The sequence below is a fragment of the Pseudomonas wadenswilerensis genome (assembly GCF_024749185.1).
In the GTDB taxonomy this organism is placed as follows: domain Bacteria; phylum Pseudomonadota; class Gammaproteobacteria; order Pseudomonadales; family Pseudomonadaceae; genus Aquipseudomonas; species Aquipseudomonas wadenswilerensis.
Window position 1 is genome coordinate 2176043 of record NZ_CP087191.1, and the last position, 26581, is coordinate 2202623.

Genomic DNA, 26581 nt, shown 5'->3' on the forward strand with positions numbered 1-26581 from the left:
GCATGACGCGCATATTCGACACGCCGCACGCCTTGCACGAAGCCGTCGGCGAGGTGCTGGGCGCCAGCGACTGGCTGCTCATCGACCAGGCGCGCATCGACCTGTTCGCCGAGGCCAGTGGCGATCACCAGTGGATTCATGTCGACCCGCAGCGCGCCGCCAGCGGCCCGTTTGGCGCCTGCATCGCCCACGGCTACCTGAGCCTGGCCCTGGTCAACCTGTTCCTGCCGCAGATCGTCGACGTGCGCGGCATCGCCATGGGCGTCAACTATGGCTGCGAACGCGTGCGTTTTCCCAGCGTGGTGCCGGTGGGTTCGCGGGTGCGGGGCAATGCCCAGCTGATCAGCGCCGAGCAGGTCAGTGGCGGCGTGCAGGCGGTGATCCGCGTCAGCGTCGAAATCGAGGGCCAGCAGCGCCCGGGTTGTGTGGTCGACACCATCAGCCGTTATTACCCCGCCTGAATCCAGGCATCGGAGCACTTGAACATGAATGAAGCCGTTATCGTTTCTACCGCCCGCACGCCGATCGGCAAGGCCTTTCGCGGTGCTTTCAACGACACCGAAGCGCCTGCTCTCGGCGGCCATGTGCTGCGCGAGGCCGTACGGCGCGCGGGCATCGAGGCCGACCAGGTCGATGATGTGATCATCGGCGCCGCCGCCCAGCAGGGCACCCAGGGCTACAACCTCGGGCGCTTGTGCGCGATTGCCGGCGGCCTGCCGTCGTCGGTGGCCGGGATGGCCGTCGAGCGCCAGTGCGCCTCGGGCCTGATGAGCATTGCCCTGGCGGCCAAGGGCATTATCTGCAATGAAATCGACATCGCCGTTGCCGGCGGCCTGGAGTCGATCTCGCTGGTGCAGAACAAGCACAAGAACCTCTACCGCAATCAGTCCAGCGCCGTGCTTGAGCGCGACCCGCAGGCGTACATCCCGATGATCGAAACCGGCGAAATCGTTGCCCAGCGCTACGGCGTGTCGCGCCACGAGCAGGATGCCTATGCCTTGCAGAGCCAGATGCGCACCGCCCAGGCGCAAGCCGCTGGCCTGTTCGACCTGGAACTGGCGCCGCTGAGCACACGCAAGGCGATCGTCGACAAGGCCAGCGGCGAGACCCGCTTCGAGACCGTGACCTTGCTGCACGACGAATGCAATCGCGCCGACACCACCCTGGCCAGCCTCACCGCGCTGGAGCCGGTGTGGCAGGGCGGGCAGTGGACCGAGCCCGGGCGTTTCATCACTGCCGGCAACGCCTCGCAGCTGTCTGACGGCGCATCGGCCTCGGTGTTGATGAGCGCCAAGCTGGCCGAACAACGCGGCCTCGCACCGCTGGGTATCTATCGTGGCCTGGCGGTGGCCGGTTGCAATGCCGATGAGATGGGCATCGGCCCGGTCTACGCCATTCCCAAACTGCTCAAGCGCCATGGCCTGAGGGTCGAGGACATTGGCCTGTGGGAGCTCAATGAAGCCTTCGCCAGCCAGGTTTTGTACTGCCGCGACACCCTGGGTATCGACAACCAGCGCCTGAACGTCAACGGCGGGGCGATTGCCATCGGCCACCCGTTTGGCATGTCGGGTGCGCGCATGGTTGGCCACGCCCTGATCGAGGGCAAGCGCCGCGGCGTGCGCTATGTGGTGGTAAGCATGTGTATTGGCGGTGGCATGGGCGCCGCTGCATTGTTCGAGGTGGCTTGAGCATGAACCTACCGACTGCGCAGGAAGTCCAGGGCCTGATGGCCCGTTACATCGAGCTGGTCGATGCCGGGGATATCGAGGCGATCGTGCAGATGTACGCCGATGACGCCACGGTCGAAGACCCGTTTGGCCAGCCGCCGATCCACGGCCGCGAACAGATTGCCGCGTTCTATCGCCAGGGTTTGGGCGGGGGCAAGGTCCGCGCCTGCCTGACCGGGCCGGTACGGGCCAGCCATAACGGCTGCGGGGCGATGCCGTTTCGCGTCGAGATGGTCTGGAACGGCCAGCCCTGTGCACTGGATGTCATCGATGTGATGCGCTTTGATGAGCACGGCCGGATCCAGACGATGCAAGCCTACTGGAGCGAGGTCAACCTCAGCGTGCGCGAGCCGCAGTAGGGCTCAGGCAAGGCCCACCCCACCGGGGTGTGGCCTTGCGGGAGGCAGCGCTTACTGCGACTTTGCCGCGTCGAGAAACACCGGGCGCTCGCCGCCACCATGCACGGCAATGTCGGCGCCGCTGACATAACGGGCCAGTGACGAGGCCAGGTACAGGCAGCTGTCACCGATGTCTTCGGGGCTGGCCAGGCGTTGCAGCGGGATGGTCGCCGCGACCTCGGCCAGGTCGCCTTCATCACCATAGTGCAGGGCTGCCTGCTCGGTGAGGATCAGCCCGGCGGTGACGGCGTTGACCCGTACCTTGGGTGCCCACTCTACCGCCAGCGAGCGGCTCAGGTTGAGCAAGCCGGCCTTGGCCGCGCCGTAGGCGGCAGTGCCGGGGGAAGGGCGGGTGGCGCTGACGCTGCAGATATTGATGATGCTGCCGCCGTCGGCCTGGGCCTGCATGATGCGGTTGGCCTGCTGACTGAGGTTCAGCGGCGCCAGCAGGTTCAGGCGGATGATCGATTCGCTGAAGCGCGGCGAGGCGCTGGCGGCTTCGGCATAGGGGGCGCCACCGGCGTTGTTGATTAGCACGTCAAGGCGGCCGAAGCGCTCGACGATCGCCACCATCATCTGCTGGACCTGCTCGATGTCCCGCACGTCGCAGGCCAGGAACAGCGCCTCGCGCCCGGCGCTGGCAGGCAATGTGGCAGGCGCCTGGCGCCCGCAGATCACCACCTCGGCGCCGCACTCGAGAAAGCGCCGGCTGATGCCGCGGCCCACACCTTTGCCACCACCGGTGACCAGAACCACCTTGCCGCGAAAATCCATAGGGTCGTGCATGCCTGCCTCGTGTTCGCCACAGTAATGAGCTGGATGCTAGGCAGCGCACGGGCAGGGGCCAACGTCCGAAGGGACTAGTAGTCCTGTCGGACGATGTTGGCGCGGCGGCCGATCTCAATAATCCCGGTACAACAACAAGCCGGGAGGACACCTCATGGGCGCATCAGCGCAAGGGCACGTGGTAACGCTGCCCGATGGTTTGCAGCTGCATTACCAGGATGTTGGCACGGGCGAGGCGGTGGTGTTCATCCACGGCAGCGGCCCGGGCGCCAGCGGGCATAGCAACTTCAAACAGAACTACCCGGCATTCGCCGCGGCCGGGTATCGGGTGATCGTCCCCGACCTGCCCGGTTACGGCGCTTCGAGCAAGCCGCAAACGGTCTATAGCCTGGACTTTTTCGTCAGTGCCCTGGGCGGGTTGCTCGATGCCCTGGATATCCAGCGCTGCGTACTGATCGGCAACTCCCTGGGCGGTGCCATCGCCATCAAGCTGGCGCTGGACCAGCCGCAGCGGGTCAGCCGGCTGGTGCTCATGGCCCCAGGCGGGCTGATGGACAAGGAGCAGTACTACCTGCAAATGGAAGGCATCCAGAAGATGGGCGCCGCCTTTGCCAACGGCGAGCTCAACGATGCCGCCGGCATGCGCCGCCTGCTCAGCCTGCAGCTGTTCGACCCGGCGCTGATCAGCGACGAAACCGTGGCCGAGCGCGTCGCGGTGGTGGGCCAGCAGCCGACCTGCGTACTGTCGAGCATGCAGGTACCCAATCTGGCGTCGCGCTTGCCTGCGCTGCAGTGCCCGATCCTCGGCTTCTGGGGCATGAACGACAAGTTCTGCCCGGCTTCCGGCGCGCAGACCCTGCTTGCCGCCTGCAGCCGGATTCGCTTCGTGCTGCTCAGCGAATGCGGGCACTGGGTGATGGTCGAGCACCGCGAACTGTTCAACCGCGAATGCCTGGCGTTCCTCGCGGAGGCACGGGCATGAGCGAGCACTTGCATCGCCAGTATGGCGAAGAGCTGTACCAGGCCCTGTGCAGCGGCAGCACCCTGGTGCCGTTGAGCGAGCGTTGGGCGCAGATCAGCATCGAGGATGCCTACCATATCTCGCTTTACAGCATCGAGCGGCGGGTGGCGGCGGGTGACCGCATCGTCGGCAAGAAGATCGGCGTCACCTCGGCGGCGGTGCAGCGCATGCTCGATGTGCACCAGCCGGATTTCGGTTTTATCACCGAGCAGATGGCCTTTGCCGATGACGCGCAGATTTCCCTGAGCGCCAATCGCCTGATCCAGCCGCGCGCCGAAGGCGAGATTGCCTTCAAGCTCAAGCATGACCTGGTCGGCCCCGGCGTCACCGAGGCCGACGTACTGGCGGCGACCGAGTACGTCATGCCGTGTTTCGAGATCGTCGATTCACGCATCCAGGACTGGCGTATCCGCATCCAGGACACCGTCGCCGACAACGCCTCCTGCGGGGTTTTCGTGCTCGGTGACAGCCAGGTCGATCCGCGCCAGCTCGACCTGCCCAACCTGCGCATGCAGGTGTTCAAGAACGGCGAGCTGATCAGCGAAGGCCTCGGCTCGGCGGTGCAGGGCAACCCGCTGACCGCGGTGGCCTGGCTGGCCAACACCCTGGGCGCCTTCGGCATCCCGTTCAAGGCCGGGGAAATCATCCTTTCCGGCTCGCTGGTGCCGTTGGAGCCTGCCAGGGCCGGCGACCAGTTCTCCCTGACCATCGACGGCCTGGGCAGCGCCCGGGTGTCGTTCTGTGCCTGACCTGCGAGGTTGACGCGAATGAGCAAGAAACTGAAAGCGGCCATTATCGGGCCGGGTAACATCGGCACGGATTTGCTGATGAAAATGTGTCGCTCCGAGTGGATCGAACCGGTGTGGATGGTCGGTGTCGACCCACAGTCCGAAGGCCTCAAGCGCGCCCGCGAACTGGGCGTGAAGACCACCGCCGACGGCCTGGACGGGTTGCTGCCGCACGTACTCGACGATGATATTCGTATCGCCTTCGATGCCACTTCGGCCTATGTGCATGCGCACAACAGCCGCAAGCTCAACGCGCTGGGGGTGATCATGGTCGACCTCACGCCGGCGGCCATCGGGCCGTTCTGCGTGCCGCCGGTCAACCTCAAACAGCATGCGGCGACGCTGGCGATGAACGTCAACATGGTCACCTGCGGTGGCCAGGCGACCATCCCCATGGTTGCGGCGGTGTCGCGCATCCAGTCGGTGGCCTATGGCGAGATCGTCGCCACGGTGTCTTCCGGCTCGGTGGGCCCGGGCACCCGGCAGAACATCGACGAATTCACCCGCACCACCGCCGGTGCCGTCGAGCAGATCGGTGGCGCCCGGCGCGGCAAGGCGATCATCGTCATCAACCCGGCCGAGCCGCCGCTGATGATGCGCGACACCATCCACTGCCTGACCGACGAGGAGCCCGACCGCGAGGCCATCCGCGCTTCGGTGCTGAGCATGGTCAAGGAAGTGCAGCGCTACGTGCCCGGCTACAAGCTGATCAACGGGCCGATTTTCGATGGCCGCAAGGTGTCGATCTTCATCGAGGTCGAAGGCCTCGGCGATTTCCTGCCCAAGTCCGCCGGCAACCTCGACATCATGACCGCTGCGGGTTTGCGCACTGCCGAGATGTTTGCCGAAGAAGCCCACAAGGGCACCCTGCAATTGCCCGTCCGTTGAGTGGAGAACTGCCATGAATCTGCAAGGTAAAAGCGTCCGTCTGCACGACATGAGCCTGCGCGACGGGATGCACGCCAAACGTCACCAGATCAGCCTGGAGCAGATGATCGCGGTGGCCAGCGGCCTGGATGCGGCCGGTGTGCCGCTGATTGAAATCACCCATGGCGATGGCCTGGGTGGGGCTTCGCTGAACTACGGATTTCCTGCCCACAGCGATGAGGAATACTTCGCGGCGGTGATCCCCAGGCTCAAACAGGCCAAGGTGTCGGCCTTGCTGCTACCGGGAATCGGCACCCTTGATCACCTGAAAATGGCCCATGAACATGGCGTCTCGACCATTCGTGTGGCGACCCACTGCACCGAGGCGGATGTTTCCGGCCAGCACATCGGCATGGCGGCGAAGATGGGCCTGGACACCGTCGGTTTCCTGATGATGGCGCACATGGTCAGCGCGGAAAAACTGCTGGAACAGGCGCGGCTGATGGAAAGCTACGGCGCCAACTGCATCTACTGCACCGACTCCGCGGGCTACATGCTGCCGGCTGAAGTCAGCGAGAAGATTGGCCTGTTGCGTGCCGGTTTGAATGCCAGCACCGAAGTCGGTTTTCATGGCCACCACAACCTGGGCATGGCGATTGCCAACTCGCTGGCGGCTATCGAGGCCGGCGCCGTGCGCATCGACGGCTCGGTTGCCGGGCTGGGAGCGGGGGCGGGCAACACGCCGCTGGAAGTGTTCGTCGCCGTGCTGGAGCGTATGGGCGTGAGCAGCGGCGTTGACCTGTACCGAATCATGGACGTGGCCGAGGACCTGGTGGTGCCGATGATGGACCAACCCATTCGTCTCGACCGTGATGCCCTGACCCTGGGTTATGCCGGGGTCTACAGTTCGTTCCTGTTGTTTGCCAAGCGTGCCGAGCTCAAGTACGGCATTGCCGCGCGGGACTTGCTGGTAGAGCTAGGGCGGCGGGGCACGGTGGGCGGTCAGGAAGACATGATCGAAGACCTGGCCCTGACCCTGTCGCGGGCGCGTGGGGTGATGCCGACCTGAGAGGCGCGCTGGCTTCATCGCCGGCAAGGCCGGCTCCCACAATGGATCTGAGTACAGCGCTGAACCTGTGGGAGCTGGCCTTGCCAGCGATCGAGCGCATAGCGCTCGTAGTTCAGACAACTCCTTGCTGCGCAGGCTGCCCCGGCCTCATCGCGGGTCAAGCCCGCTCCCACAGGCCCCCATGGCCATGAACAACGCAGCAATCGCCCGGGCCTCATGCAACTCCCCACTGGCCACCCGTTCCGGGATCTGCGCCAGCGGTACCTTGATGCATTCCAGCGGCTCGGGCTCATCTCCGTCCAGGGCACAAGGGCTCAGGTCCTGGGCCAGTACCACGCGATAACGATGACACAAATGCCCCGGTGCCAGGGTCAGTTCGCCCAGTTCGGTCAGCCGTGCCGCGCGCAGGCCGACTTCTTCGCACAGCTCGCGCTGCGCCGCCTGCAGGTAGCTTTCATCCGCTTCGGCACCGCCCTTGGGCAGCCCGAGGATGGTGCCCTCTACACCCACGGCGTACTCGCGCACCATCAGCACATGCTCGGGATCGGGCATCGCCACCAGCATCACCGAGCGGTAGCCGGTACCGCGCAAACGTTCGTAGATGCGCCGCTGGCCATTGCTGAATTGCAGGTGCAGGGCTTCGATCTGGAAATGGCTGCTTTCAGCCAGCAGTTCGGTCTTGAGGATGGTCGGACAATTACGCATATGCAGGCCCACGCGGTGACGGAGGGTGGATGCCTGCACTGTGCGCTGTACTTGGCGGCCCGCCATCGTCCAAGCGGACGAGGGCGCCGCTTCAGCCGAGGGTCGCCACGCTGCGCAAAATCAAGCGCACCAGCATGGTCTGGCGGGTCACGCCGGTCTTGGAAAAGGTCGAACGCAGGTGGGCACGCGAGGTGTTGCGGCTGATACCCAGTTCTTCCGAGGCTTCATCCAGGGTCAGGCCGTTGGCCAACAGCATGGCCAGCTGGGTTTCGGCCGGGGTGAAATCGAACAGCGCACGGACGATCTCCTGCGGCGCTGACGATTGCTGCTCCGGGTCGCTGATGAAGATCACCACGGTCGGGCATTGCTTGCCTTCGCTCCAGGTCGACAGCGGTACCGAGCGCACGATGATGCCAAGGTCGGCGCGCCCGGACGGGCGTTGCACGCGCATGGCCTCGACCACCGAGGGGTTGCTGCTTTTTTGCGACAGCAGTGATTGCTTGACCAGGCGGCGGAACTCCTGGGTGTCGCGCGCGGTACCGACCTGCAGGCCGTCGTTGACCAGCTTGATGCCGTCCTTTTCCTGGATCAGCCGCTCGGCAACCTGGTTGGTCTGCAGCACCTTGCCGGTTTCGTCGAGGATGATGGTGCCCACCGCCATCTGGTCGACGGCGCCGGCGTAGAGGTTGCGTTCGGTTTCGATGCGGTTGAGCTGCATGTGCAGCTTGATCGAGCGTTCCAGGTGCGGGATGAAACGCGCCAGCAGGGTTTTTTCTTCATCGCCGAAGGGCTGGTCGTTACGCCCGCGGCTGATGCGGATGCGGCACTGGGCGCCATCACAGGTGTTGATGTCGGCACCGAGGATATGGAACACGTCCACCGGCTCGAGAAAATTCTTGTAGAACTCCGATTGCAGCAGCTCGTCGTTGGAAACGTAGCTGGCGAGGGTCACCACTTCACGGTTGGGCAGGTCGACGAATGGGTCGAGGGCAAAGAAATGCTTGTTATAGGAGGCGGTGGTTTCGCTCGAACTGCCGGTGGTGTTGACCATCAGGCCGTCGACGTGGGCGCTGGGCGGGCGCAGGATGAAGGTGACGTATTTGCTGTGCAGCTGCAGGTTGAGCTGGTTGAGGAAGGTGACCCAGGGAATGTTCTCCATTGGCCCTTGGTAGAGGTGACCGAGCAAGTCGCTGAACGACTCTAGGGTGAGGCACGGCTGCATAGGGAACTACCATTTTTTATTATTAGCGTTGGCGATGGCAGAGAATAATCGTCGTCGACGCGTGCACGCAACGCTCCGTACACGCATCCGGACAGGCGTAACGCACGCCTGTCCGAAGCTGTCGGCAAGGCTCAGGCACGCTCGCCGTCAAGTACCACGAAACGCTTGTTGTCACGGGTCTCGGCAGGCAGCAGGGCGACGTCGGTATAGAACTGTTCGTACCAGCGCCGCAACTGGTAGACCGGGCCATCGCCGTCGCACAGCAGCGGGTTGTCGACCCGGGTCTTGCTGTGCCAGATCGCCACGTCTTCGTAGAAGGCGGCCTGGGCCTGTTGCACATAGGCCTTGGCCATGGCCTGGTTCTGTTCCTCGCTCAGCCCGGGGATCTTTTTCACCAGCACGCCATAGCGCAGGGTGAAGCTGTTGAGGTCGATCGGCACATGGCAGTTGAGCAGGATCGAGTGGATCGGCTGGCCGTTCATCGCCCCGGTCATTTCGGTGATCTGGTAGGCCGGGCCGAAGTAGGTGGCCACGGTGCTCAGCTCGCTGTCGCCAGACAGGCGCTCGCTGCGGGCGCGCATGATCTGGGTGGCCAGGTGGCCTTCGAAGACGTTGCTGAACTCGGCCACCGGCGCGCCATGGACCGTGCCGAAGTGCGCCATGTCGGCGACGTTGTCGATCAGCTCGCGGCAGTTGGTGTCGATCTGCAATTCGGCCACTTCCCAGCTGGCCCACTCGTCACTGAAACAGGCATCGATGCGCGGGATCGCCTGCTCGGCGATCGGCGGGTTGCCTTGCGGGTCGTTCCAGACGAACAGCAGCTGGTTTTCCTCCATGATCGGCCAGCGCTTGACCTTGGCCCGTGGCGGAATGCGCTTGGCGTAGGGAATGTCGTCGCAGACGCCATCGGCGCCCCAGCGCCAGCTGTGGAACGGGCAGCGGATCGAGTTGCCTTCGATGCAGCCGGTGCTCAGATCAGCGCCCATGTGCGGGCAGAAGCCGTCGAGAATGTTCAGTTGGCCGTCTTCACCCTGGAACGCCACCAGGCGGGTGCCAAACACGTCCAGGCGGTGGGCCTTGCCATCACGGTATTGCGCGGCCAGGCCCAGGCAGTGCCAACCACGGGCGTAGCGGTCTTCCAGCAGCTTGGCTTCAATGCGGTGCAGGGTGCTCATCTTATTGTTCTCCGGTGTATCACGGGGTGTGCTGTGCGAGTGATTCTGCCGCCCCTGTACTGGCGGGCATCGTCTGAACGGACGATGGCCGCCCGCTGGCTGACGGCTCTACTGGTGCAATCAAGCCAGCAGCGGGAGAGCAAAATGAGCAACGAGCAGGGGCGGGTGGCGGTGATTACCGGCGCAGCCAGCGGTATTGGCCGGGGCCTGGCCGAGCATGCGGCAGGGCTGGGCATGCAGTTGGTGCTGGCCGATGTCGATGGTCCGGGCTTGCAGACGCTCTGCGCGCAGCTGCAAGGGCAGGGGGCGCAGGCGATCGCCCAGGTGACCGATGTCAGCGATGTGACCCAGGTCGAGCGCCTGCGCGATGTCGCCCTGGCGCATTTTCAGCGGGTCGACCTGCTGTTCAACAATGCCGGGGTGATGCAGACCGGCTACAGCTGGGAAATCAGCCACGAGCAATGGCAGCGCATGCTCGCCATCAACCTGCAGGGGACGATCAATGGCATCCGCAGTTTTGTCCCGCTGTTGCTCAAGCAAGGCCACCCGGCACAGGTGATCAATACCGCGTCGCTCGCCGGGCTGCTCAGCAGCCCGTTGATGGCGCCGTACAACGTCACCAAGCAGGCGGTGGTGGCGTTGTCCGAGACCCTGCAGTTCGAGTTGAGCATGCTCGGCGCCCAGGTCTCGGTGTCGGTGCTCTGCCCGGGGCCGGTGGCCAGTGACATCATGGCCTCGAACCAGGCCCGCGATCAGGCCGGCGCAGCGTTCAGCGCCGTACTTGACGACAGCATCCGCCAGGGCATGACGCCCCGCGCCTTGGCCGCCCAGGTGTTTGCGGCCCTGGCCGAGCAGCGCTTCTGGATCTTCCCCCATAAAGACTTCAAACCCGCCCTGGAGCTGCGCCTGCGCAGCATCCTTGAAGAAACCAACCCGCAGTTCCAGATGATCGATGTGCAAGGAGATGCCCATGCCGCTCGATAAGCAGATCGTCGCTGTGCTTGAGCCGTTCAGCGCCCGGGGTGAGCCCGACTACGGCCAGCTCGATGCCGCGCAGTACCGCCAGTATGCCGACCACCTGTTGCCGCCGATCCTGGGCCCGGTCATGGCTGAAGTGCGCGACCTGCGGGTGGCCGGCGCTGCCGGTGAGCTGGATGCCCGGCTGTATCGGCCGCTGGATCAGGACAACCTGCCGCTGCTGGTGTTCTTCCATGGTGGCGGCTTTGTCATCGGCACACTCGAAACCCATGACCACCTGTGCCGGGCGCTGGCCAGTGCAACCGGCGCGGTGGTGGTCTCGGTTGCCTACCGGCTGGCACCGGAGGCGCGCTTCCCGGCGGCGCCGCTCGATTGCTATGCCGCCACCTGCTGGCTGGTCGAGCAGGCCGGCAGCCTGCGGGTCGATGGCAGCCGCCTGGCACTGGCCGGCGACAGCGCCGGGGCCAACCTGGCGATCGCCGTCAGCCGCCTGGCCGCACAGCACCAGGGCCCGCGGATCCGCTATCAGTGCCTGTTCTACCCGGTCACCGATGGCCGTTGCGACAGCGCTTCATACCAGGCGTATGGCGAAGGTTATCTGTTGTCGCGGGCGATGATGGCCTGGTTCTGGCGCAGCTACCTGCAACGCCCTGAGCAGGTTGAGGATCCATTGGCCTCACCGCTGCTCGCCGAATCGCTGAGCGGGATGCCAGCCACCACGCTGATCACTGCCGAGTACGATCCGCTACGCGACGAAGGCGAAGCCTTTGCCGAGCGCTTGCAGCGGGCGGGTGTGGCGACTCGGGTCGAGCGCTGCGCGGGCATGGTGCATGGTTTCATCAGCATGACGGCGTTTGTCGAACGCGCTGGCACGACCCTGGCCGGCGCCGCGGCAGACCTGCGCCGGGCGCTGGTCTGAGCGGCGGTTTTCTAGTCCGTTTGGACGAAGCAGGTTGTCGCAGCAGTTTTTAGTCTGGGGCGCACAACGTCTTTTCCTCGTCTGTGGTGGAATGGCCATGAAAACAACAAAAACAATTTGCCTTGCCTTGACTGTCTGCGCCTTTGGCGCAGCCTATACCGCTCTTCTGAACCGCCCGTTACCGGCGCCAGTGACCATGGCTTACTACTGCCAACCCGGCTTCCAGCCTTGTTACATCCCGGTGCCGAGTGTTGCCAGGTTGATGCCCTAGGCTTTCTTGCCCAACGCCAGCAGCGCTCTCTCGTGGCTCAGTGGCTGCATGACTCCGGGCGAATCGCTGATGTGCACATACAGGTAGTGCTGGCCTTGGTCATCGCGCAGTATCCGGTGCACCTGGATCGCCTCCGGGTGATAGCGGCGCTGGGTACGGTCGAGCAGCACTTCGTGGTGATCAATCCGGAGCCGTCGCAGCGCCGTTTCGAACTCGCTGTCGACGGCCTCGCGCAGCTTGCGCATGCGGTGTATCGACAGATAGCCAAGGCCAAAGGTCAGCGCGAAGAAGAACAGCGCCTGCAACAGTGATTTGTAGTGCTCCATCCTGGATTTGATTAACTCTTGATTCGTGTGGTGAGCGGCGCTTGCTTGACCTGACCGTGGAGCACAATGGCTATCCCTGCCAGTATTTGCCACACAGTACCCGAGTTTGACGTCGAATGCTGTTGCCTCAATCCAGATCCTGCGCCGAATGCCGCTCTGCCACCTGACTCGCCTCATCGCCCCAGGTGCGGTTCACCCGCAGGCCGCGGAGCACCGCCGGGCGTTCGGCAATCGCTTGTGCCCAGCGTTGCACGTGGGTGTAGTCCTGCACGCCGAGGAACTCGCCCGCCGAGTACAACCTGCCCAACGCCAGCTGGCCATACCAGGACCAGACGGCAATATCGGCGATGGTGTAGCTATCACCGGCCAGGTACTTGCTTTCCGCCAGGCGGCGGTCGAGCACATCCAGCTGACGCTTGGTTTCCATGGTGAAGCGGTTGATCGGGTACTCGAATTTCTCCGGCGCGTAGGCGTAGAAGTGACCGAAGCCGCCGCCCAGGTAGGGCGCCGAACCCATCTGCCAGAACAGCCAGTTCATGGTCTCGGTACGACCGGCCGGGTCGGTCGGCAGGAACTCAGCGAATTTTTCGGCAAGGTAGAGCAGGATCGAACCGGACTCGAACACCCGCAGCGGCGGCTGCACGCTGTAGTCGAGCAGGGCAGGGATCTTCGAGTTGGGGTTGACCTCGACGAAGCCGCTGGAGAACTGCTCGCCTTCGCTGATGCGAATCAGCCAAGCGTCGTACTCGGCGCCGGTATGCCCGAGCGCCAGCAGCTCTTCGAGGAGGATGGTGACCTTCACGCCATTGGGCGTGGCCAGGGAATACAGTTGCAGCGGCTGCTTGCCCACGGGCAGGGCCTTGTCGTGGGTCGGGCCGGCCAGCGGACGGTTGATGTTGGCGAACTCGCCGCCAGACGGCGCGTCGTGCTGCCAGACCCGAGGCGGGACATAGGGTGCCTTGCTCATGCGATGAACCTCCTGGTGTGCTCGAGGGGCTCATGTTCCGGTCTGGCGCGCGCGGTTGTCAAACAGGGCTGCTGGTGCTTCCCGGGGAGCCTGCGGCACAGGCTCCGGGGCTAAAGGGCGGGCGTTCTAGAAGCTGTACTCGAGCACGCTGGCGATGGAGGTTTGCACCCGGCGGTCGACGATCGGACTGTCACTCACATGCCCGGAGAGGTTCTGCACATCCAGCAGGGTATGCAGGCGGGTGTTTTCGCCCAGTGGCAGACTCCAGGTCAGGTTGACGCCCTGACTTACCAGGCCGCCGTGGGTCTTGTGTGCGGCAAAGCGGCTGTTGGCGGCTTGCTGCTCGCTGACGCCGTACCAGGTGCGGACGTAGTCGGCGTCACCAAACAGCGCATTGATGTTGCCGGTCAGGCTACCGAAATCACCTTCGTACAACGATGTGCCGACACTCAGCTCCAGGGTCTGGTAGGCGGAGCCGGTGTCTTTGTTGCTGTCTTTTTTCAGCGCATGTTCGAACGTCGCACCGAAGGTGACCGGCCCCCAGGTGTAGGACCCTTCCATGCCCACCAAGGCGCGGGATTTGATCGATCCCATGCCACGCAGGCGATCGGAGCCGCGGTAGCCTTTTTTGCGGTCTTTTCGCTCGTCGCTGGTGCCGATGTAGGTGCTGAAACTGGCGTCATCCCATTCCTGTTTCCAGCCTAGGCCTTTGTCCTGTAGGAAGAATCCATAAGGGCTTTCGATCTCGAAGCCGAGCATCGGTACTGTCGAGCGCTCACTGCTGCCGCTGTAACGGGGTGCATTGGCCGCGCCGCCTTGCAGGGTAAATAGCCAATCGTCAGCCAATAAGTCCGCCGAGGCGGTCACCAGGCAGAGGCCGGTCAATGCAGTGTAAATCCTTGTTATCTTCATGGTGGTTTACGTTGTTCTCGTGGGCTAAAGTTTGTTTAGGGTACGGGACTTGGTTGTTATCATCAGTGTGCAGAATGTAAAACTCTGTTAGTGCCATGATTATTCAATGGGCTTCCAGTTTTTGTAGAACATCCGGCGAAGCCCGAAGACCAACTTCGAGAACAGCAGCACCAGGCCGCTCAGTAGGCGGTGAACAGCGGACGGGCGGACGATGTCGATAAACAGGCAATAACGTTTGCCACTGCTGTTGTTGTACGAGGCATGTAGCAGGGTGTCATCGAAAATAAACAACGGCTGGTCGTGCCAGTAGTGCTTTTCCTGTTTTACCTGGATGTATACACCTTCGTTGTGCAACGGTGGACTGATGTTGTAAAGCACCCGCAGCATCAAACGCAACGGCCCAAAATGAAAAGAGGTTGACTGGTTTTCATTGAACACCGACACGCCCACCGTCTTTACATAAGCGAACGGTTGCTGAAGCGCAGGAATATTCAGTTGCGTGCTGGACGAGCGCCCGTACCACTGGAAGAACAACATCCCGCGCTTGTTGTTGTGCATCCGCGATTCCAGGTGTCGGATGATCTCGAACTTGTGCCGCAGCGAAATCTCGATCACCTGCCGGACCTCGCGATTGCAGGCGTCAGGCAGGTCATGCAACTGATAGATGTGCTTGTTGGGTTTGCACAGCAGGTCGATCAGGGTGTTGAAGGGTGACAGCACCCAGGTATTGCGCCCGCCACCGAGAAAATATTTTTTGACGATGTGTTTGTCGACCGCACCGTTACGGCCGAGGTCATAAACACCGCAGGCGACAAACATCAGTATTAACCCTAGCGTCAGCAGGGTGTTCGAGTAAATTAGAAAAGCCACTACAGCGAAGCTCGCCAAGTGGACGATCTGTTTGCGAAGTTTTTTGCTCATGCGTACCGCCTGAAAGAAGTCAGCTGTCCCGGATTGCAGCGTATCGGGAGTTGCTGTAACGTTCTTTCAGGCAAATGTAATAGAGTTTACATCTGCTGTTTGCGGGTGCTCATTAAGTACTCCGGGTGGCCGGTGTGTTCATCCACGGATTCGTTGATGATGGTAAAACCCTGTGCCAGGTAAAACTGCACGCTGGCGCTGTTTTCTTTATACACCGACAGCGTCAATTCTGTGCAGTGCTGCTTGGCATGGGTAATCAATGCTTTGCCAATACCTTGACCTTGGCACGCCGGGCGGACAAAGATCGCCGCCAGGTTATTATCATGTACTGCATAAAAGCCAGTCGTTTTGCCTGCTGCTTCGAATACATAAACCTGCGAGGCGGGTAAGTAGAGCGTGCGCATGTTGTCGACCTGGTCTTGCCAAACGGCCGGGTCGACAAAGTCATGCGCCTGGATCGAGGCCGTTAACCAGATATCCAGAACCGCATCCATGTCGTTTGCTTCAAATTGTCTGATCATTGCGTGCCTCTGTTAGTTGCTGTTGCGCTGCAGCCCGGTCTTGCGCGGTCACGGAAGTGAGTTTTGCCAGGCGCGGGGCCAGCCAGTTGTTCAGGTCGTCCATATAGCTGAAGACCACCGGTACGAAGACCAGGCTGAGCAAGGTCGACGTCACCAGTCCGCCGATAACGGCAATCGCCATGGGCCCGCGAAAGCCCGCATCGGCGCCGCTGCTGAGGACCGCTGGAATCATACCGGCGACCATGGCGATGGTGGTCATTACGATTGGCCTGGCACGTTCGGCACCTGACTGTATCAGTGCCAGGTGCCGGGGCATGCCGGCGCGGCGTTTTTCGATGATGAATTCGACCATCAGAATCGAGTTCTTGGTGACGATGCCCATCAGCATCAGCAAACCGATAACCACCGGCAGGTCGATGGCGGCGCCATACAACAGCAGGCCGCCGATGGCACCGCCGACTGCCAGGGGCAGGGAGACGAGGATGGTCACTGGCTGCAGGAAGTCGCGAAACAGCAGGACCAGCACGGCAAATACCATGAGGATGCCGAAGGTCATGGCCGTGGCGAACCTCTCGAACATTTCATTCATGTACTCGGCGTCGCCATACTCCACCTCGCGCACGCCAAGGGGCAGGTGCTGCAAGGCGGGTGTGGCCTGGATCGCTTCCAGGGCCGAGCCGATGGTCACCCCGGCCAGATCGGCGTCCACCGAGATTCGCCGCAGCCGGTCGAAGCGTTCGATCCTTGTCGGGCCACTGCCGTAGTCGATGTCGGCGACACTGTACAGCGCCAGCGTGCCGCCATTGTCGCTGGCCACCCGCAGGTTGCGCAGCGTGTCGAGGTCGCCTTGCTGCGCCTCGGCAAGTTGCACGCGAATCGGTACTTGCCGGTCGTGGAAGTTGAAGCGCGCTGAATTGGCATTGATATCGCCCAAGGTGGCAATTCGCGCCACGGTGCCGATGGCCTGGGCACTGACGCCAGAGCGCGCGGCCTCATCCAGGCGCGGGCGGATCAACAGCTCCGGGCGCGGCAAGGGTTCGTTGACCTGGACATTGGCCAGTCCCTTGATCATGCGCATATCGCTTTGCAGCGCGTAAGCGGCCTGGGACAGTTGCTGGGCGTCGGCACCGACGAGAATCACCGAGATGTCTCGCGCCGCACTGTCGCTGCGAAAGGCAAAGCGCACATCGGCGAACTCACCGAGGACCGGTCGTAGTGCGTGTTCGAATGCCTTCTGGCTCACCTCGCGCTGCTCGGGTGGCACCAGGCGCACCAGCAATTGGCCGCTGGCGACATCGGTGGCGCCGGAGGCATCTTCGCCGCCGGCGGTGCTGAAAACGAACATCACTTGTGGCTGCTGGCGCAGTTTCGCGGCCATCTGTTGCAGGGTCCGGTCGGTCTGCGCCAGGGGCGTGCCGGGTGGCAGGGAGACATCGATGCGGCTCAGGCTGGTATCGCTGACCGGCATGAAACCCGAAGGCAGCAACGGTACCAGGGCAAAGGAGGCCAGCAGGAAAACCGCCGCGATCACCAGGCTCTTGCGTCGATGCGCCAGTGCCCACTCAAGCAGGCGCAGATAGCGAGCGAGCAAACCAGTGGGCGCTTGCGTTGCCTGCTGCTGATGTTCAGTCGATTTGGGCTTGAGCAAGTAGGCGGCCATCAGCGGCGTCACCAGCCGTGCCACCAGCAGTGAGCTCAACACCGCTGCCGACACGGTGATGCCGAAGGGGGTGAAATACTGGCCGACAAAGCCGCCGATAAAACTGACCGGCAGGAATACCGCAACGATGGTCGCGGTAATTGCCACCACGGCAAAGCCGATAGCATCGGAGGCATCAATGGCCGCCTGGTAGGGGCGCTTGCCTTGATCCAGGTGACGCTCGATGTTCTCGATTTCGACAATTGCATCGTCGACCAGGATGCCGATTACCAGGGTCAGGGCCAGCAAGGTGATGCTGTTGAGGCTGTAGCCGAACCAGGCCATGGCGGCGAAGGTCGGCAGGATCGACAAGGGCAGGGCGATGGCCGCCACCAGGGTCGCGCGCCAGTTGCGCAGGAACAGGAACACCACCAGCACCGTCAGCAGCGCGCCTTCGATCAGGGTCATGATCGCGGCGTTGTAGCTGGCCAGCGTGTAGTCGACCATCGAGGCGACCTGCTGGACTTCGATATCCGGGTGATGTTGCTGCAGGCGCTGGAGCGCAGCCTCTACCCCTGCGGCCACCCGGGTATCGCTGGAGCCCTTGGCGCGAAACACGGCAAAACCGACCACCTGCTCACCGTTCAGGCGCGCCAGCGAGCGCATTTCACCGGCGCCATCGACCACGCTTGCCAGCTCGTTCAACCGCGCCCAGCGTCCGTCCGGCAGGGCGATTGGGGTGTCGCCCAGGGCTTGCACGGTCAGGGCGCTGCCCAGTGTGCGTATGGATTGCTCGCTGTCGGCGAGAATCGCCCGCCCGCCAGGCACGTTGCTGTTGCTGTGCAGCAGCTGGGTGTTGACCTGGTCGGCCGAGATGCCCAGCGCCTCAAGGCGATCGGGCTTGAGTTCGACCTTGACCTCACGCTCGAGGCCGCCCAGGCGCTGCACTTTTTGCACCCCGGGCACGCCAAGCAGTTCCCGGCCGAGTACATCATCGACAAACCAGGACAGGTCCACGGCATTGCGGGCGCTGGATTTGACGGCGTAGTTGAGGATCGCTCCGCCCTCGACATCAATGCGCGTGACCAGCGGCTCTTCGATAGTCTGCGGCAAGTCCGCGCGAATTTGCCCGATGGCGTCGCGGATGTCGTTGGCGGCCCGGTCGGGGTCGACACCGAGCTGGAACTCCACGGTGGTGACCGAGATGGCATCGGCGATCGTCGAGGTGATGTGACGGATACCGGCCAGGCCGGACACCGCGCGCTCGACCCGCTGGGTGACCGCATGTTCGAGTTCGCTCGGCGCGGCACCGACCTGGACTACGGCGACGGTGATCACCGGAAAGTCGACCCGCGGGTTGGCGTTGATCGGCAGGTCGGCAAAGGAAATCCAGCCCGCCACGGCCAGCACCAGGAACAATACCAGGGTAGGGATGGGCCGCCGAATGGCCCAGGACGACACCGCCAGGTTCATTGCTCCAGCTCCTGTGCCAGGCTGACCACGTCGCCGTTGCGCACGAAGGCCGAGGCGCTTGCCACTACCCGCTCACCGGCGGCAAGGCCGCTGCTGACCTGCACCCGCAGGCTGTTGCGCTGGCCGAGGACCACGCTACGCACGCTCGCCTGGCCCTTGATGTCCAGGACCATGACGGTGGCGCCGCCATCGTCGGCAAAGGTCACCGCCCGTAGCGGAATGACCACCGCGGCCGCGGTAGTGCCGGTTTCGATCCTGCTGCTGGCGAAACTGCCAGCGCGCACATCGGCCGTTGCCGCGAGGCTGATGCGCACGCGCCCGAGCCGGGTGCCGGCATCCACCTTGGGCGCCAGCAAACGCACCGTGCCGGCAACGCTATCGGCCATGCCGGCAACTTGCACCTGTACCTCGGTACCGACCCGGATGGTCTGCAGCGCACTTTGCGCCAGCTCGCCATCGAGCTCGAGTTGCCCGTCACGTATCAGTTTGAACAGCGGCTCACTACCGGCCATGGCACCCAACCGCGCGTGGCGTTCGGAGATGATGCCGTTGACCGGGGCCAGGATGATGGCCTTGTCGCGGCGAGTGCGGGCGTCAGTCAGTTGCGCGATGGCCTGTTGGTGCTCGGCCTGGGCGGCAGCCAACGCGGCGGCGCTGGAGTGGGCCTGGGCGCGCTGCTGGTCGAGTTGCTGGGCGCTGACCGCACCGATGCTGCCCAACTCATTGATTCGCGCCAGGCTGGCCTGTGCCTCGGTGTCGAGCGCTTGCTGCTGCTTGATCAGGGCGGCATTGCGATTGAGGGTGGCCTCGGCCTGGCGTACCTGGGCGTCGAGGGTATCGGTTTCCAGCTGCGCCAGCAGTTGCCCGGCCACCACTGTGTCGCCTTCTTCGACCAGTACCCTGGCAATGCGCGTGTCTTGCAGCGCGGTACCAATGGACACCTCGTCGCGGGCCACCAGGCTGCCGGTGACGTGGAGGGTCTGGCTCACGGTGCCGGGTTCGGCCAGCACGCTGCTGACCTTGAGCAAGGGCACTTGCGGGGGGGAGATATCCGGTTGCTCGCTGGCAGGCATCACCAGCACCCAGCCAGCCACGAGCAGTAGCAACAGGCCGGGGATCAACAGGCGGGGTTTGTCTCGCAGCACAAAAGCCATCGCGATCAATCTCGAGTGGGCATATCAACAAGGGGAGGTAACAACGAGTACAACAGGCCGATATCGGGCTGCTTATGGCTGCAACTGCAGGAACCTGCGGATGATCGTACGCAGCATCGGTTTATGGGCTTTGGCCTTGAAGCCTGGCTCGAGCACGACGCGGCCGATGCCGCCTTCGGTCAGGGCGATCAGCCAGGTCGCGGCTATCGGTGTATCCAGCGTCGGGTCAATCTGCCCGGCTTCGATGCCGCGCTTGAGCAAGGCCTGGAGATCGGCTTTGACCTTGGCGTCATTGGCGGCAAGCAGGGCTCCGACCTCGGGGTTGCGCAAGGCTTCGGCGGCGACTTCGAGGCTGATCCGGGCGTAGGTGGGGTCGCTGCACAACTCCATCATGTCGATGGCGATGTTCTCGATTGCAACGAGGGTGTCCTTGGCCTTGGCGTGGTGGGCGATCAACTCGGCCATGCCATGCTGGTCGTCCTGGGCAATGGCTTCGATGATCGCGTTCTTGCTGGGGAAGTAGTGGAACAGGTTGCCCGGGCTCATGCCCGCAGCGGCGCAGATTTGCGCCGTCGAGGTGGAGTGAAAGCCATTGCGGGCGAAGCATTCGATGGCCGCATCGAGGATCTGCTTGCGTTTGGCGGCGACTTTTTCCGGGTCTACGGTTCTCATACCTGGCTCATTAATAGACTGACTGATCGATCTATTATTGGCCTGCCGCTGCCCGCCGTCAAGCGAGCAAGGCGGCGGGTTGGATTACTGCCGGGTATCGGGCATGTTCTTGCTGATGCAATGAATCCCGCCGCCACCGGCGGCAATCGGGTCGATGTTGACCTGCTCGATGATTCGCCCCGGGTACAGTTTGCTGAGCAATTGTTTGCAGTGCTGGTCGGCCTGCGGGTCGCCAAATTGCGGCGCGATCACCGCGCCATTGATCGGCAGGTAGTTGATGTAGCCGGCGGCAAACTCCGGGTTGTCGCGGGTGAAGCGGTTGCTGCGCAGTTTGCTTGGCGGCGGCAGCAGGTGCACGGTCAACGGGCGGCCGTCGGCGTCGGTGGCCTGCTTGAGGATCTCCAGGTGCTTGCGGGTGACTCGGTAATCGTAGGAGTCAGGGTCATTGTCGAGGTTGGCGATCACCACCCCCGGTTTGACGAAGCGCGCATAGAAGTCGACATGGGCATCGGTGATGTCCTGGCCCTTGATACCCGGCAGCCAGATGATCTTGCGCAGGCCAAGGTTGGCTTTAAGCTCGGCCTCGACGTCGCGGCGGCTCCAGTCCGGGTTGCGGTTGGCGTTGACCCAGCAGCTTTCGGTGATGATCGCCGTGCCATGGCCATCCACTTCGATGCCGCCGCCTTCGCCGGTCAGCTCGCTTTGCAGGTAGGGCACGCCCAGGGTTTCGCTGAGCGTTGCCGCCACCCGGCTATCGTTGCGGTGGCGTTGCTTGTTGCCCCAGCCGTTGAAGTTGAAGTCCATCAGCGCGCTGTTGCCGTCGTCGTCGATGACAAAGCAGCCGCCGTAATCGCGGATCCAGATGTCGTCCAGTGCCACAGGCAGGAACTCGATGTTGTCGGTGCCGCATTGCTGGCGTGCCTCAGCCAGGTCTTCGGGACGGCAGAGTACGGTGACCGGCTGGTACCGGGCGATGGTACGGGCCAGTTGCGCGATACAGCTGTTGACCGCGTCCGCCTGGTCTTCCCAGACATTTTCGGCGGCGGCGAAGGCCAGGAAGATCCGTCGCTGGGCCTGGTCTTCTTCGGGCATGAACCAGCGCTCGTCAGCGGCCATGGCCAGGCGCAACGGGCCGAGGCCGAGGCCGGCGATGCCGGCGGCGACTGACAAATGTTTGAGAAAGGTACGACGGGGTGTCATCGGTATGGCTCTCGTGGTGGCGGCTCAATGGGCCGAGGAAGTCTTGAGGGTGGTCCAGGTGCGCATGCGCGCGCGCATGTCTTTCTGGGAAATGTCCTTGCCCGGGACCAGCCGCGCGTAGGTTTCATCGCTGACATAGATGTCCGGGTTGTCACGCATCTGCGGCTCGACCAGCGGCCGCGCCTTGGCGCTGGAGGTGGGGTAGCCGGTGAACGAACTGATGGCGGCCATCTGCTGCGGCTGCATGACGAAGTTGATAAAAGCGTAGGCGTATTCCGGGTGGGCGGCGTCGGCAGGAATGGCCATGCTGTCCATCCAGATGGTCGTGCCTTCAACCGGGATGTGGTAACGGAACTCGACCTTTTTACCGGCGGCATCGGCGGTGCGCTGGGCCTGGATCATGTCGCCGCTGTAGCCGAGCGAAATGCAGGTATCGCCATTGACCAGCTGGGTCACCGGCTGCGACTGGAACTTGCGGATGTACGGCTTGATCGCCCCCAGCATCTGGCGGGCGGCGAGCAGATCGTCGGCCTTGCCGCTGCGCGGGTCCTTGCCCAGGTAGTGGAGCACCACCGCCAGCACTTCGTCGGGGGAGTCGATCATCGAGATACCGCAGTCGGCCAGCAGCGCGGCGTTCTCTGGCTTGAACAACAGGTCGAGGCTGTTGACCGGGGCATTGGCGATGCGTTGCTCGATGGCTGCGCGGTTGTAGGTCAGGCCGATGCTGCCCCAGGTGTAGGGCACGGTGCTCTCGCGTGAATTGGGGTAACGCTGGTGCAGGCGCTGCAGGCCAGGCTCGATGTCTGCCAGGTGCTCGAGCGTGCCCGGGTCGAGCTTCTGCAGGGCCCCGGCGCGGGCCAGGCGCTCGGCCACGGTGTCGCCGGGGAAGATCAGGTCATAGCCGCTGTTGCCTGACAGCAGCTTGGCCTCCAGGGTTTCGCTGCTGTCCATGACGTCGTAGATGACCTTGATGCCGGTCTGGGCGGTGAAGTCCTTGAGGGTGTCTTCGGCAAAGTAATCCGCCCAGTTGTACAGGCGCAGGACTTTGTCTTCGGCGCCGGCCAGGCTGCAGCTCAGGGCCAGGGAAACGGCGATCAGGGTTTTCAGGCTGTTCATGCGCCTTGCCTCCAGGTGGTGTGCGGGTGACGGCCATCCAGGCTCAACAGCGTGCCGTACATCTCCGGGCGACGGTCGCGGTAGATGCCCCAGGTCAGGCGCTCCTCGCGCATCTGCGCCAGGTCCAGCTCGGCCAGCAGCATGCAGGTGTTGTCGCGATCGGCTTCGGCCAGCAGGCGGCCCTTGTGGTCGGTGATAAACGACGAGCCGTAAAAGCGCATGTGCAGGTCGGCATCGCTGCGCGCCACTTCAACGCCGGTGCGATTGGCGGTGATCACCGGGAGGATGTTGGCGGCGGCGTGGCCGCGCTGGGTCAGTTGCCAATGGTCGCGTGAATCCAGGGCTGCGGCGCCGGGTTCGGAGCCGATGGCGGTGGGGAACAGCAGGATTTCCGCGCCCTGCAAGGCCAGGCAGCGAGCGGTTTCGGGGAACCACTGGTCCCAGCAGATGCCCACGCCGAGGCGCCCGGCGGCGGTGTCCCAGACCTTGAAGCCGGTATCGCCGGGGCTGAAGTATTCCTTCTCCTGGTAGCCGATGGCGTTGGGGATGTGGGTCTTGCGATAGACACCGAGCAAGCGCCCGTCGGCATCGGCCACGGTCAGCGAATTGAAGTAGGCGTTGCCGGCCTGTTCGAACCAGCTCAGCGGCAGCACCACCCCCAGCTCTGCGGCCAGGGCGGCAAAGCGTTGCAGCAGCGGGCTGTTGTCATAGGGTTCGGCCAGCGCCAGATGCTCGTGGCATTGCTCGATGCAGAAGTAGGGCGTGGCGAACAGCTCCGGTAGCAGGATCAGCTTGGCCCCGGCTGAGGCTGCCTCGCGCACCAGTTGCTCGGCTTTATCGAGGTTGCCTTCAAGGTTCCAGCTGCAGGCGAACTGCAAGCTGGCGACAGTCAGCGCGCTCATTGCTTGCCTCCCGCCAGGGGCCAGGCCGGTTGCTGCTGGGTGATGCAATGTACGCCGCCACCGCCGTGGGCCAGCTGGTTGATCTGCACCGGTACCACGGTGCGGCCGGGGAAGGCCTGCTGCAGAGTGGCAGCCGCCTGCTGGTCGGCGTCGATGCCGTAGGCCGGCATGATCACCGCGTCGTTGCACAGGTAGAAGTTGGTGTAGGAGGCGCAGAACACTTCGGCGTCGGTATCGACGGCAGCCGAGGCTTCGTACAGGTCGATCAGCTCGAAGCCACGGCCACGGGCGTCGGTCGCCAGTTCAAGGGCGCGGCGGTTCTCTTTGGCCACCTGGGCGTAGACGGAGGATTTGTCGTGGGTCGCGTCGACCAGCAATACGCCGGGTCGGGCGAAAGCACAGACGCCGTCGACGTGGCCATCGGTCATGTCGCCCGTGACGTAATCCGGGTCGCCCGGCAGCCAGATGACTTTGTTCACCCCCAGCAGGCGCACGAAGATTTCCTCGATATCCTTTTTGCCCAGGCCCAGGCCCGGGTTGCGGTTGGGGTTGAGCAGTACCGATTCGGTGGTGATCAGCGTGCCGTCGCCGTCGACATGAATGGCGCCGCCTTCGTTGGCCAGGAAGCTGCCAAAGCAGGGCAGGCCCAGGCCATTGAGCACACGGCGGGCCAGGCCTTCATCAAGGTCATGGGCCGACTTGGCACCCCAGGCGTTGAAGCGCCAGCTGACCCCGGCCAGGCCCTGTTGCGGGTGGCAGATGAAGCTTGGACCGGAGTCGCGGCACCAGCTGTCGTTGACGGCGATTTCGATCAGCTCGATGTTGGCCCCGCACAGCGCCCGGGCCTGGTCGACTGCGCTGGGGTCGACCACCATCTTCACCGGCTCGAAGCGGGCGATGGCGTTGGCGACCCGGGCGAAATCGACCTGCACATCCGCCAGGGTCACGCCCCAGGTCGACTCCCACAGGGCCTGGTTGTGCGGCCAGACCATCCAGGTGGCGGCGTGTCGGGCCCATTCGGCGGGCATGAACCAGCCGTTGTTGTTGGCGCTGTCGTTGTGCATTGCAATAACCTTCAGTTAAGTAATTGTTTTCAGCGTTGTTGCCTGGGTGTCCATGCTATAACTGGGCTTTGCACCTGAACAAACGATGGATTTTGCCGATATATGATTAGCTGGGCTTATCAATCATGCTGAAATACTGGCCACCCCTCAATACCTTGCGCGGCTTTGAAGCGGCAGCGCGCCTGGGCAGTTTTCACAAGGCCGCCGAAGAGTTGCACCTGACCCAGTCGGCGATCAGCCAGCAGATCCGCAGCCTGGAAAACTACCTGGAGCAACCGCTGTTCTTTCGCGAAGGGCGCAGTGTGTCGCTCACTGATGCCGGCCATGACCTGCTCAGCACCACCCAGGTAATGCTGCAACAACTGACCGTAGGCATTCGCCGCCTGGAGCAGTACCGCAAACCCAACCAACTGGTGGTCAACACTACTCCGGCGTTCGCCCGGCACTGGCTGGTGCCGCACCTGGGCGACTTCCATCGCCGGCACCCGGAAGTGGACCTGTGGCTGTTCACCAGCGATGAAATCCCCGACATGACCACCCAGACGATTGACGTCGCGGTGCGTGACGACATCAGCGCCCAGGCCGATTGTGGCTTTCGTGTGTTGTTGCAGGATCGCTTGTATCCGGCCTGTCACCCGCGCTTGCTGGCGCAAGAGGTGCAGCAGCGGACCACTTTGCATGGCGAGCGGGAAATGGACTGGAGCTACTGGCACACCCAGGGTGGCGAGGGCGTAGGGCAGAAGCTGCAGGGCCTGAATTTTTCCGACCCTGGGCAGTTGCTCGACGCTGCCAGCCAGGGCTTGGGTATTGCGCTGGTGAGTGCCTTGCTGGCCGAGCAGGCTCGTGTGCAAGGCAGCCTGGTGGCCCTGACCGAGCAGACCGTGCGCGGTCCCAAATGGGCATGGCTGGTGCACCGCAACAGTGAAGGGGAGGCCTTGACTGTGAGCTTCTGCCAATGGCTGGAGCAGCGCCTGGCGGGCAGCTCAGGGCTTAATGGTGACCCAGCGCCAGCGCGTTGATGATGCAGATTGAACCGTCAGTGCTGGGGGTGCTGTCGCTGTAGTCGATCTGGTTGTAGACCCCGCCATGGAAGTTGAAAGTGCGGCTGTTCCAGCTGCTGTCCATCTGCAGTGCGCCGCTGCTGCCGGTAGTGCCGTTGCAGGTGGCGACGAGGGTGACCACGCCTTGGGCGGTGACATCGAGGATGATCTCGAACGCGGCGCCCAGCGGCACGTTGGCCAGCAGGGTGACGCTGGCCGGGGCGGCCTGGTTGTAGCTCTGGCGAAAGCCGTAGGTGAGCTTGCCCTTGTTCCAGAACACCTTGACCGCCGGGCTGTCGTCGTTCTTGACGTGCAATTGGGAGATCACCACCTTCTGCGCCGAGTTGACCTTGCTCAGGGTCATGGTCTGGTGGTTGTGGTGTTTGGCGGCGCTGCTGAGTGACCAGTAGGTGGGTTCTTTCCATTCGCAGCGGGTGCGGTGAGTGCTTTTGCTTGAGGCGCCCTTGGTCGGGGCGGTGAAGCGGACCGAGCCGTCGCTCAAGGTGGCGATGACCTGTGGCAGTTGTTCAAGCGCCTGGGCACCGGTCAATTCCAGGGCGGTGGGGTCGGTGCTGGACTTGGGCACCGGGGTGGTGATGGTGAGTCGGTCGATGTTGACGCTCATGTGTTTCTCCTTCGGTTTTGGATGTGGGCCCTCTCTGAAATGAATGTGGGCTTGAGCTAATATTTAGCTGTAAGCTAAATATTCGTCAATGGCTAAATTAATTGCTGGCTGCAATTTCTGTGA

Annotated in this window: 27 protein-coding genes; 10 read left to right on the forward strand and 17 right to left on the reverse strand. The window is 63.3% G+C overall.

Annotated elements, in window-relative coordinates:
- Nucleotides 1-2: 2 nt before the first annotated feature.
- Genes LOY45_RS10110 through LOY45_RS10120 form a run of 3 tightly spaced genes read left to right on the forward strand, consistent with a single transcriptional unit; the run spans nt 3 to nt 2086 of the window.
- Nucleotides 3-461, forward strand: coding sequence for a MaoC family dehydratase (locus tag LOY45_RS10110; RefSeq protein ID WP_258579065.1), 459 nt, complete (start codon nt 3-5; stop codon nt 459-461).
- Between the two features lie 24 nt (nt 462-485).
- On the forward strand, nt 486-1688 hold the full coding sequence (locus tag LOY45_RS10115) for an acetyl-CoA C-acyltransferase (RefSeq protein WP_258579066.1): 1203 nt from the start codon (nt 486-488) through the stop codon (nt 1686-1688).
- Between the two features lie 2 nt (nt 1689-1690).
- Nucleotides 1691-2086, forward strand: coding sequence for a steroid Delta-isomerase (locus tag LOY45_RS10120; protein WP_258579067.1), 396 nt, complete (start codon nt 1691-1693; stop codon nt 2084-2086).
- Nucleotides 2087-2137: 51 nt separating this feature from the next.
- Here the strand turns inward: LOY45_RS10120 and LOY45_RS10125 are convergent, their stop codons facing one another.
- Entirely contained in the window at nt 2138-2911 is a 774-nt protein-coding gene (locus tag LOY45_RS10125; RefSeq protein WP_258579068.1) for an SDR family oxidoreductase, read from the reverse strand.
- A 154-nt stretch (nt 2912-3065) separates the two neighbouring features.
- Between LOY45_RS10125 and LOY45_RS10130 the strand changes: the two genes are divergently transcribed.
- Genes LOY45_RS10130 through dmpG form a run of 4 tightly spaced genes read left to right on the forward strand, consistent with a single transcriptional unit; the run spans nt 3066 to nt 6656 of the window.
- Nucleotides 3066-3893 carry an alpha/beta fold hydrolase gene (locus LOY45_RS10130; protein WP_115087508.1) on the forward strand — a complete coding sequence of 276 codons (828 nt, stop codon included), beginning with the start codon at nt 3066-3068 and terminating at the stop codon, nt 3891-3893.
- The gene (locus LOY45_RS10135) at nt 3890-4681 is read left to right on the forward strand and encodes a fumarylacetoacetate hydrolase family protein (RefSeq protein WP_115087507.1); all 792 of its coding nucleotides are present in this window, start codon (nt 3890-3892) and stop codon (nt 4679-4681) included. Before LOY45_RS10130 ends, LOY45_RS10135 begins: the two co-directional genes overlap by 4 nt.
- An 18-nt stretch (nt 4682-4699) precedes the next feature.
- On the forward strand, nt 4700-5608 hold the full coding sequence (locus LOY45_RS10140) for an acetaldehyde dehydrogenase (acetylating) (protein WP_115087506.1): 909 nt from the start codon (nt 4700-4702) through the stop codon (nt 5606-5608).
- Between the two features lie 13 nt (nt 5609-5621).
- The gene (dmpG, locus tag LOY45_RS10145; RefSeq protein ID WP_115087505.1) at nt 5622-6656 is read left to right on the forward strand and encodes a 4-hydroxy-2-oxovalerate aldolase; all 1035 of its coding nucleotides are present in this window, start codon (nt 5622-5624) and stop codon (nt 6654-6656) included.
- A gap of 147 nt (nt 6657-6803) precedes the next feature.
- Here dmpG and nudE read toward each other — a convergent pair whose 3' ends face one another.
- The 3 genes from nudE to LOY45_RS10160 form a co-directional block, all read right to left on the reverse strand.
- A complete protein-coding gene (gene nudE, locus LOY45_RS10150) occupies nt 6804-7361 on the reverse strand; it encodes an ADP compounds hydrolase NudE (protein WP_115087504.1) in 558 nt (185 codons plus the stop codon).
- Between the two features lie 91 nt (nt 7362-7452).
- Nucleotides 7453-8583: a helix-turn-helix transcriptional regulator gene (locus LOY45_RS10155; RefSeq protein WP_115087503.1), complete on the reverse strand. Its 1131-nt coding sequence runs from the start codon at nt 8581-8583 to the stop codon at nt 7453-7455.
- Nucleotides 8584-8714: 131 nt separating this feature from the next.
- Nucleotides 8715-9758 carry a 3-ketosteroid-9-alpha-monooxygenase, oxygenase component gene (locus tag LOY45_RS10160; protein WP_115087502.1) on the reverse strand — a complete coding sequence of 348 codons (1044 nt, stop codon included), beginning with the start codon at nt 9756-9758 and terminating at the stop codon, nt 8715-8717.
- A gap of 144 nt (nt 9759-9902) precedes the next feature.
- Between LOY45_RS10160 and LOY45_RS10165 the strand changes: the two genes are divergently transcribed.
- Both LOY45_RS10165 and LOY45_RS10170 read left to right on the forward strand, forming a co-directional pair.
- Nucleotides 9903-10742 carry an SDR family NAD(P)-dependent oxidoreductase gene (locus tag LOY45_RS10165; protein WP_258579069.1) on the forward strand — a complete coding sequence of 280 codons (840 nt, stop codon included), beginning with the start codon at nt 9903-9905 and terminating at the stop codon, nt 10740-10742.
- Nucleotides 10729-11655 (forward strand): alpha/beta hydrolase, encoded by a 927-nt coding sequence (locus tag LOY45_RS10170; protein ID WP_258579070.1) that lies wholly within the window; start codon nt 10729-10731, stop codon nt 11653-11655. The genes LOY45_RS10165 and LOY45_RS10170 overlap by 14 nt, the downstream gene beginning before the upstream one ends.
- A 267-nt stretch (nt 11656-11922) precedes the next feature.
- Here the strand turns inward: LOY45_RS10170 and LOY45_RS10175 are convergent, their stop codons facing one another.
- The 12 genes from LOY45_RS10175 to LOY45_RS10230 form a co-directional block, all read right to left on the reverse strand.
- Nucleotides 11923-12252 (reverse strand): hypothetical protein, encoded by a 330-nt coding sequence (locus LOY45_RS10175; RefSeq protein WP_258579071.1) that lies wholly within the window; start codon nt 12250-12252, stop codon nt 11923-11925.
- A 127-nt stretch (nt 12253-12379) separates the two neighbouring features.
- Nucleotides 12380-13219, reverse strand: a complete 840-nt coding sequence (gene yghU, locus LOY45_RS10180; protein WP_115087498.1) for a glutathione-dependent disulfide-bond oxidoreductase — start codon at nt 13217-13219, stop codon at nt 12380-12382.
- Nucleotides 13220-13345: 126 nt separating this feature from the next.
- Nucleotides 13346-14131, reverse strand: coding sequence for a MipA/OmpV family protein (locus LOY45_RS10185; protein ID WP_167458907.1), 786 nt, complete (start codon nt 14129-14131; stop codon nt 13346-13348).
- A gap of 99 nt (nt 14132-14230) precedes the next feature.
- Entirely contained in the window at nt 14231-15052 is an 822-nt protein-coding gene (locus LOY45_RS10190; protein WP_258579072.1) for an aspartyl/asparaginyl beta-hydroxylase domain-containing protein, read from the reverse strand.
- 86 nt (nt 15053-15138) lie between these two features.
- Nucleotides 15139-15573: an N-acetyltransferase gene (locus tag LOY45_RS10195; protein WP_258579073.1), complete on the reverse strand. Its 435-nt coding sequence runs from the start codon at nt 15571-15573 to the stop codon at nt 15139-15141.
- Nucleotides 15557-18685: an efflux RND transporter permease subunit gene (locus LOY45_RS10200; protein ID WP_115087495.1), complete on the reverse strand. Its 3129-nt coding sequence runs from the start codon at nt 18683-18685 to the stop codon at nt 15557-15559. The genes LOY45_RS10195 and LOY45_RS10200 overlap by 17 nt, the downstream gene beginning before the upstream one ends.
- On the reverse strand, nt 18682-19839 hold the full coding sequence (locus LOY45_RS10205) for an efflux RND transporter periplasmic adaptor subunit (RefSeq protein WP_115087494.1): 1158 nt from the start codon (nt 19837-19839) through the stop codon (nt 18682-18684). Before LOY45_RS10205 ends, LOY45_RS10200 begins: the two co-directional genes overlap by 4 nt.
- A gap of 72 nt (nt 19840-19911) precedes the next feature.
- Nucleotides 19912-20511 carry a TetR/AcrR family transcriptional regulator gene (locus LOY45_RS10210; RefSeq protein ID WP_115087493.1) on the reverse strand — a complete coding sequence of 200 codons (600 nt, stop codon included), beginning with the start codon at nt 20509-20511 and terminating at the stop codon, nt 19912-19914.
- Between the two features lie 84 nt (nt 20512-20595).
- A complete protein-coding gene (locus LOY45_RS10215) occupies nt 20596-21711 on the reverse strand; it encodes an agmatine deiminase family protein (protein WP_115087492.1) in 1116 nt (371 codons plus the stop codon).
- A 24-nt stretch (nt 21712-21735) separates the two neighbouring features.
- On the reverse strand, nt 21736-22827 hold the full coding sequence (locus LOY45_RS10220) for an extracellular solute-binding protein (RefSeq protein WP_258579074.1): 1092 nt from the start codon (nt 22825-22827) through the stop codon (nt 21736-21738).
- The gene (aguB, locus tag LOY45_RS10225) at nt 22824-23729 is read right to left on the reverse strand and encodes an N-carbamoylputrescine amidase (protein WP_134063212.1); all 906 of its coding nucleotides are present in this window, start codon (nt 23727-23729) and stop codon (nt 22824-22826) included. The genes LOY45_RS10220 and aguB overlap by 4 nt, the downstream gene beginning before the upstream one ends.
- Entirely contained in the window at nt 23726-24793 is a 1068-nt protein-coding gene (locus LOY45_RS10230; protein ID WP_258579075.1) for an agmatine deiminase family protein, read from the reverse strand. Before LOY45_RS10230 ends, aguB begins: the two co-directional genes overlap by 4 nt.
- A gap of 125 nt (nt 24794-24918) precedes the next feature.
- Here LOY45_RS10230 and LOY45_RS10235 point away from each other — a divergent pair, with 125 nt between their 5' ends.
- Nucleotides 24919-25812, forward strand: a complete 894-nt coding sequence (locus LOY45_RS10235; RefSeq protein WP_258579076.1) for a LysR substrate-binding domain-containing protein — start codon at nt 24919-24921, stop codon at nt 25810-25812.
- Here LOY45_RS10235 and LOY45_RS10240 read toward each other — a convergent pair.
- On the reverse strand, nt 25784-26458 hold the full coding sequence (locus LOY45_RS10240) for a polysaccharide lyase family 7 protein (protein WP_115087487.1): 675 nt from the start codon (nt 26456-26458) through the stop codon (nt 25784-25786). The two genes, LOY45_RS10235 and LOY45_RS10240, sit on opposite strands and share 29 nt — an antisense overlap.
- Nucleotides 26459-26581: the final 123 nt, after the last annotated feature.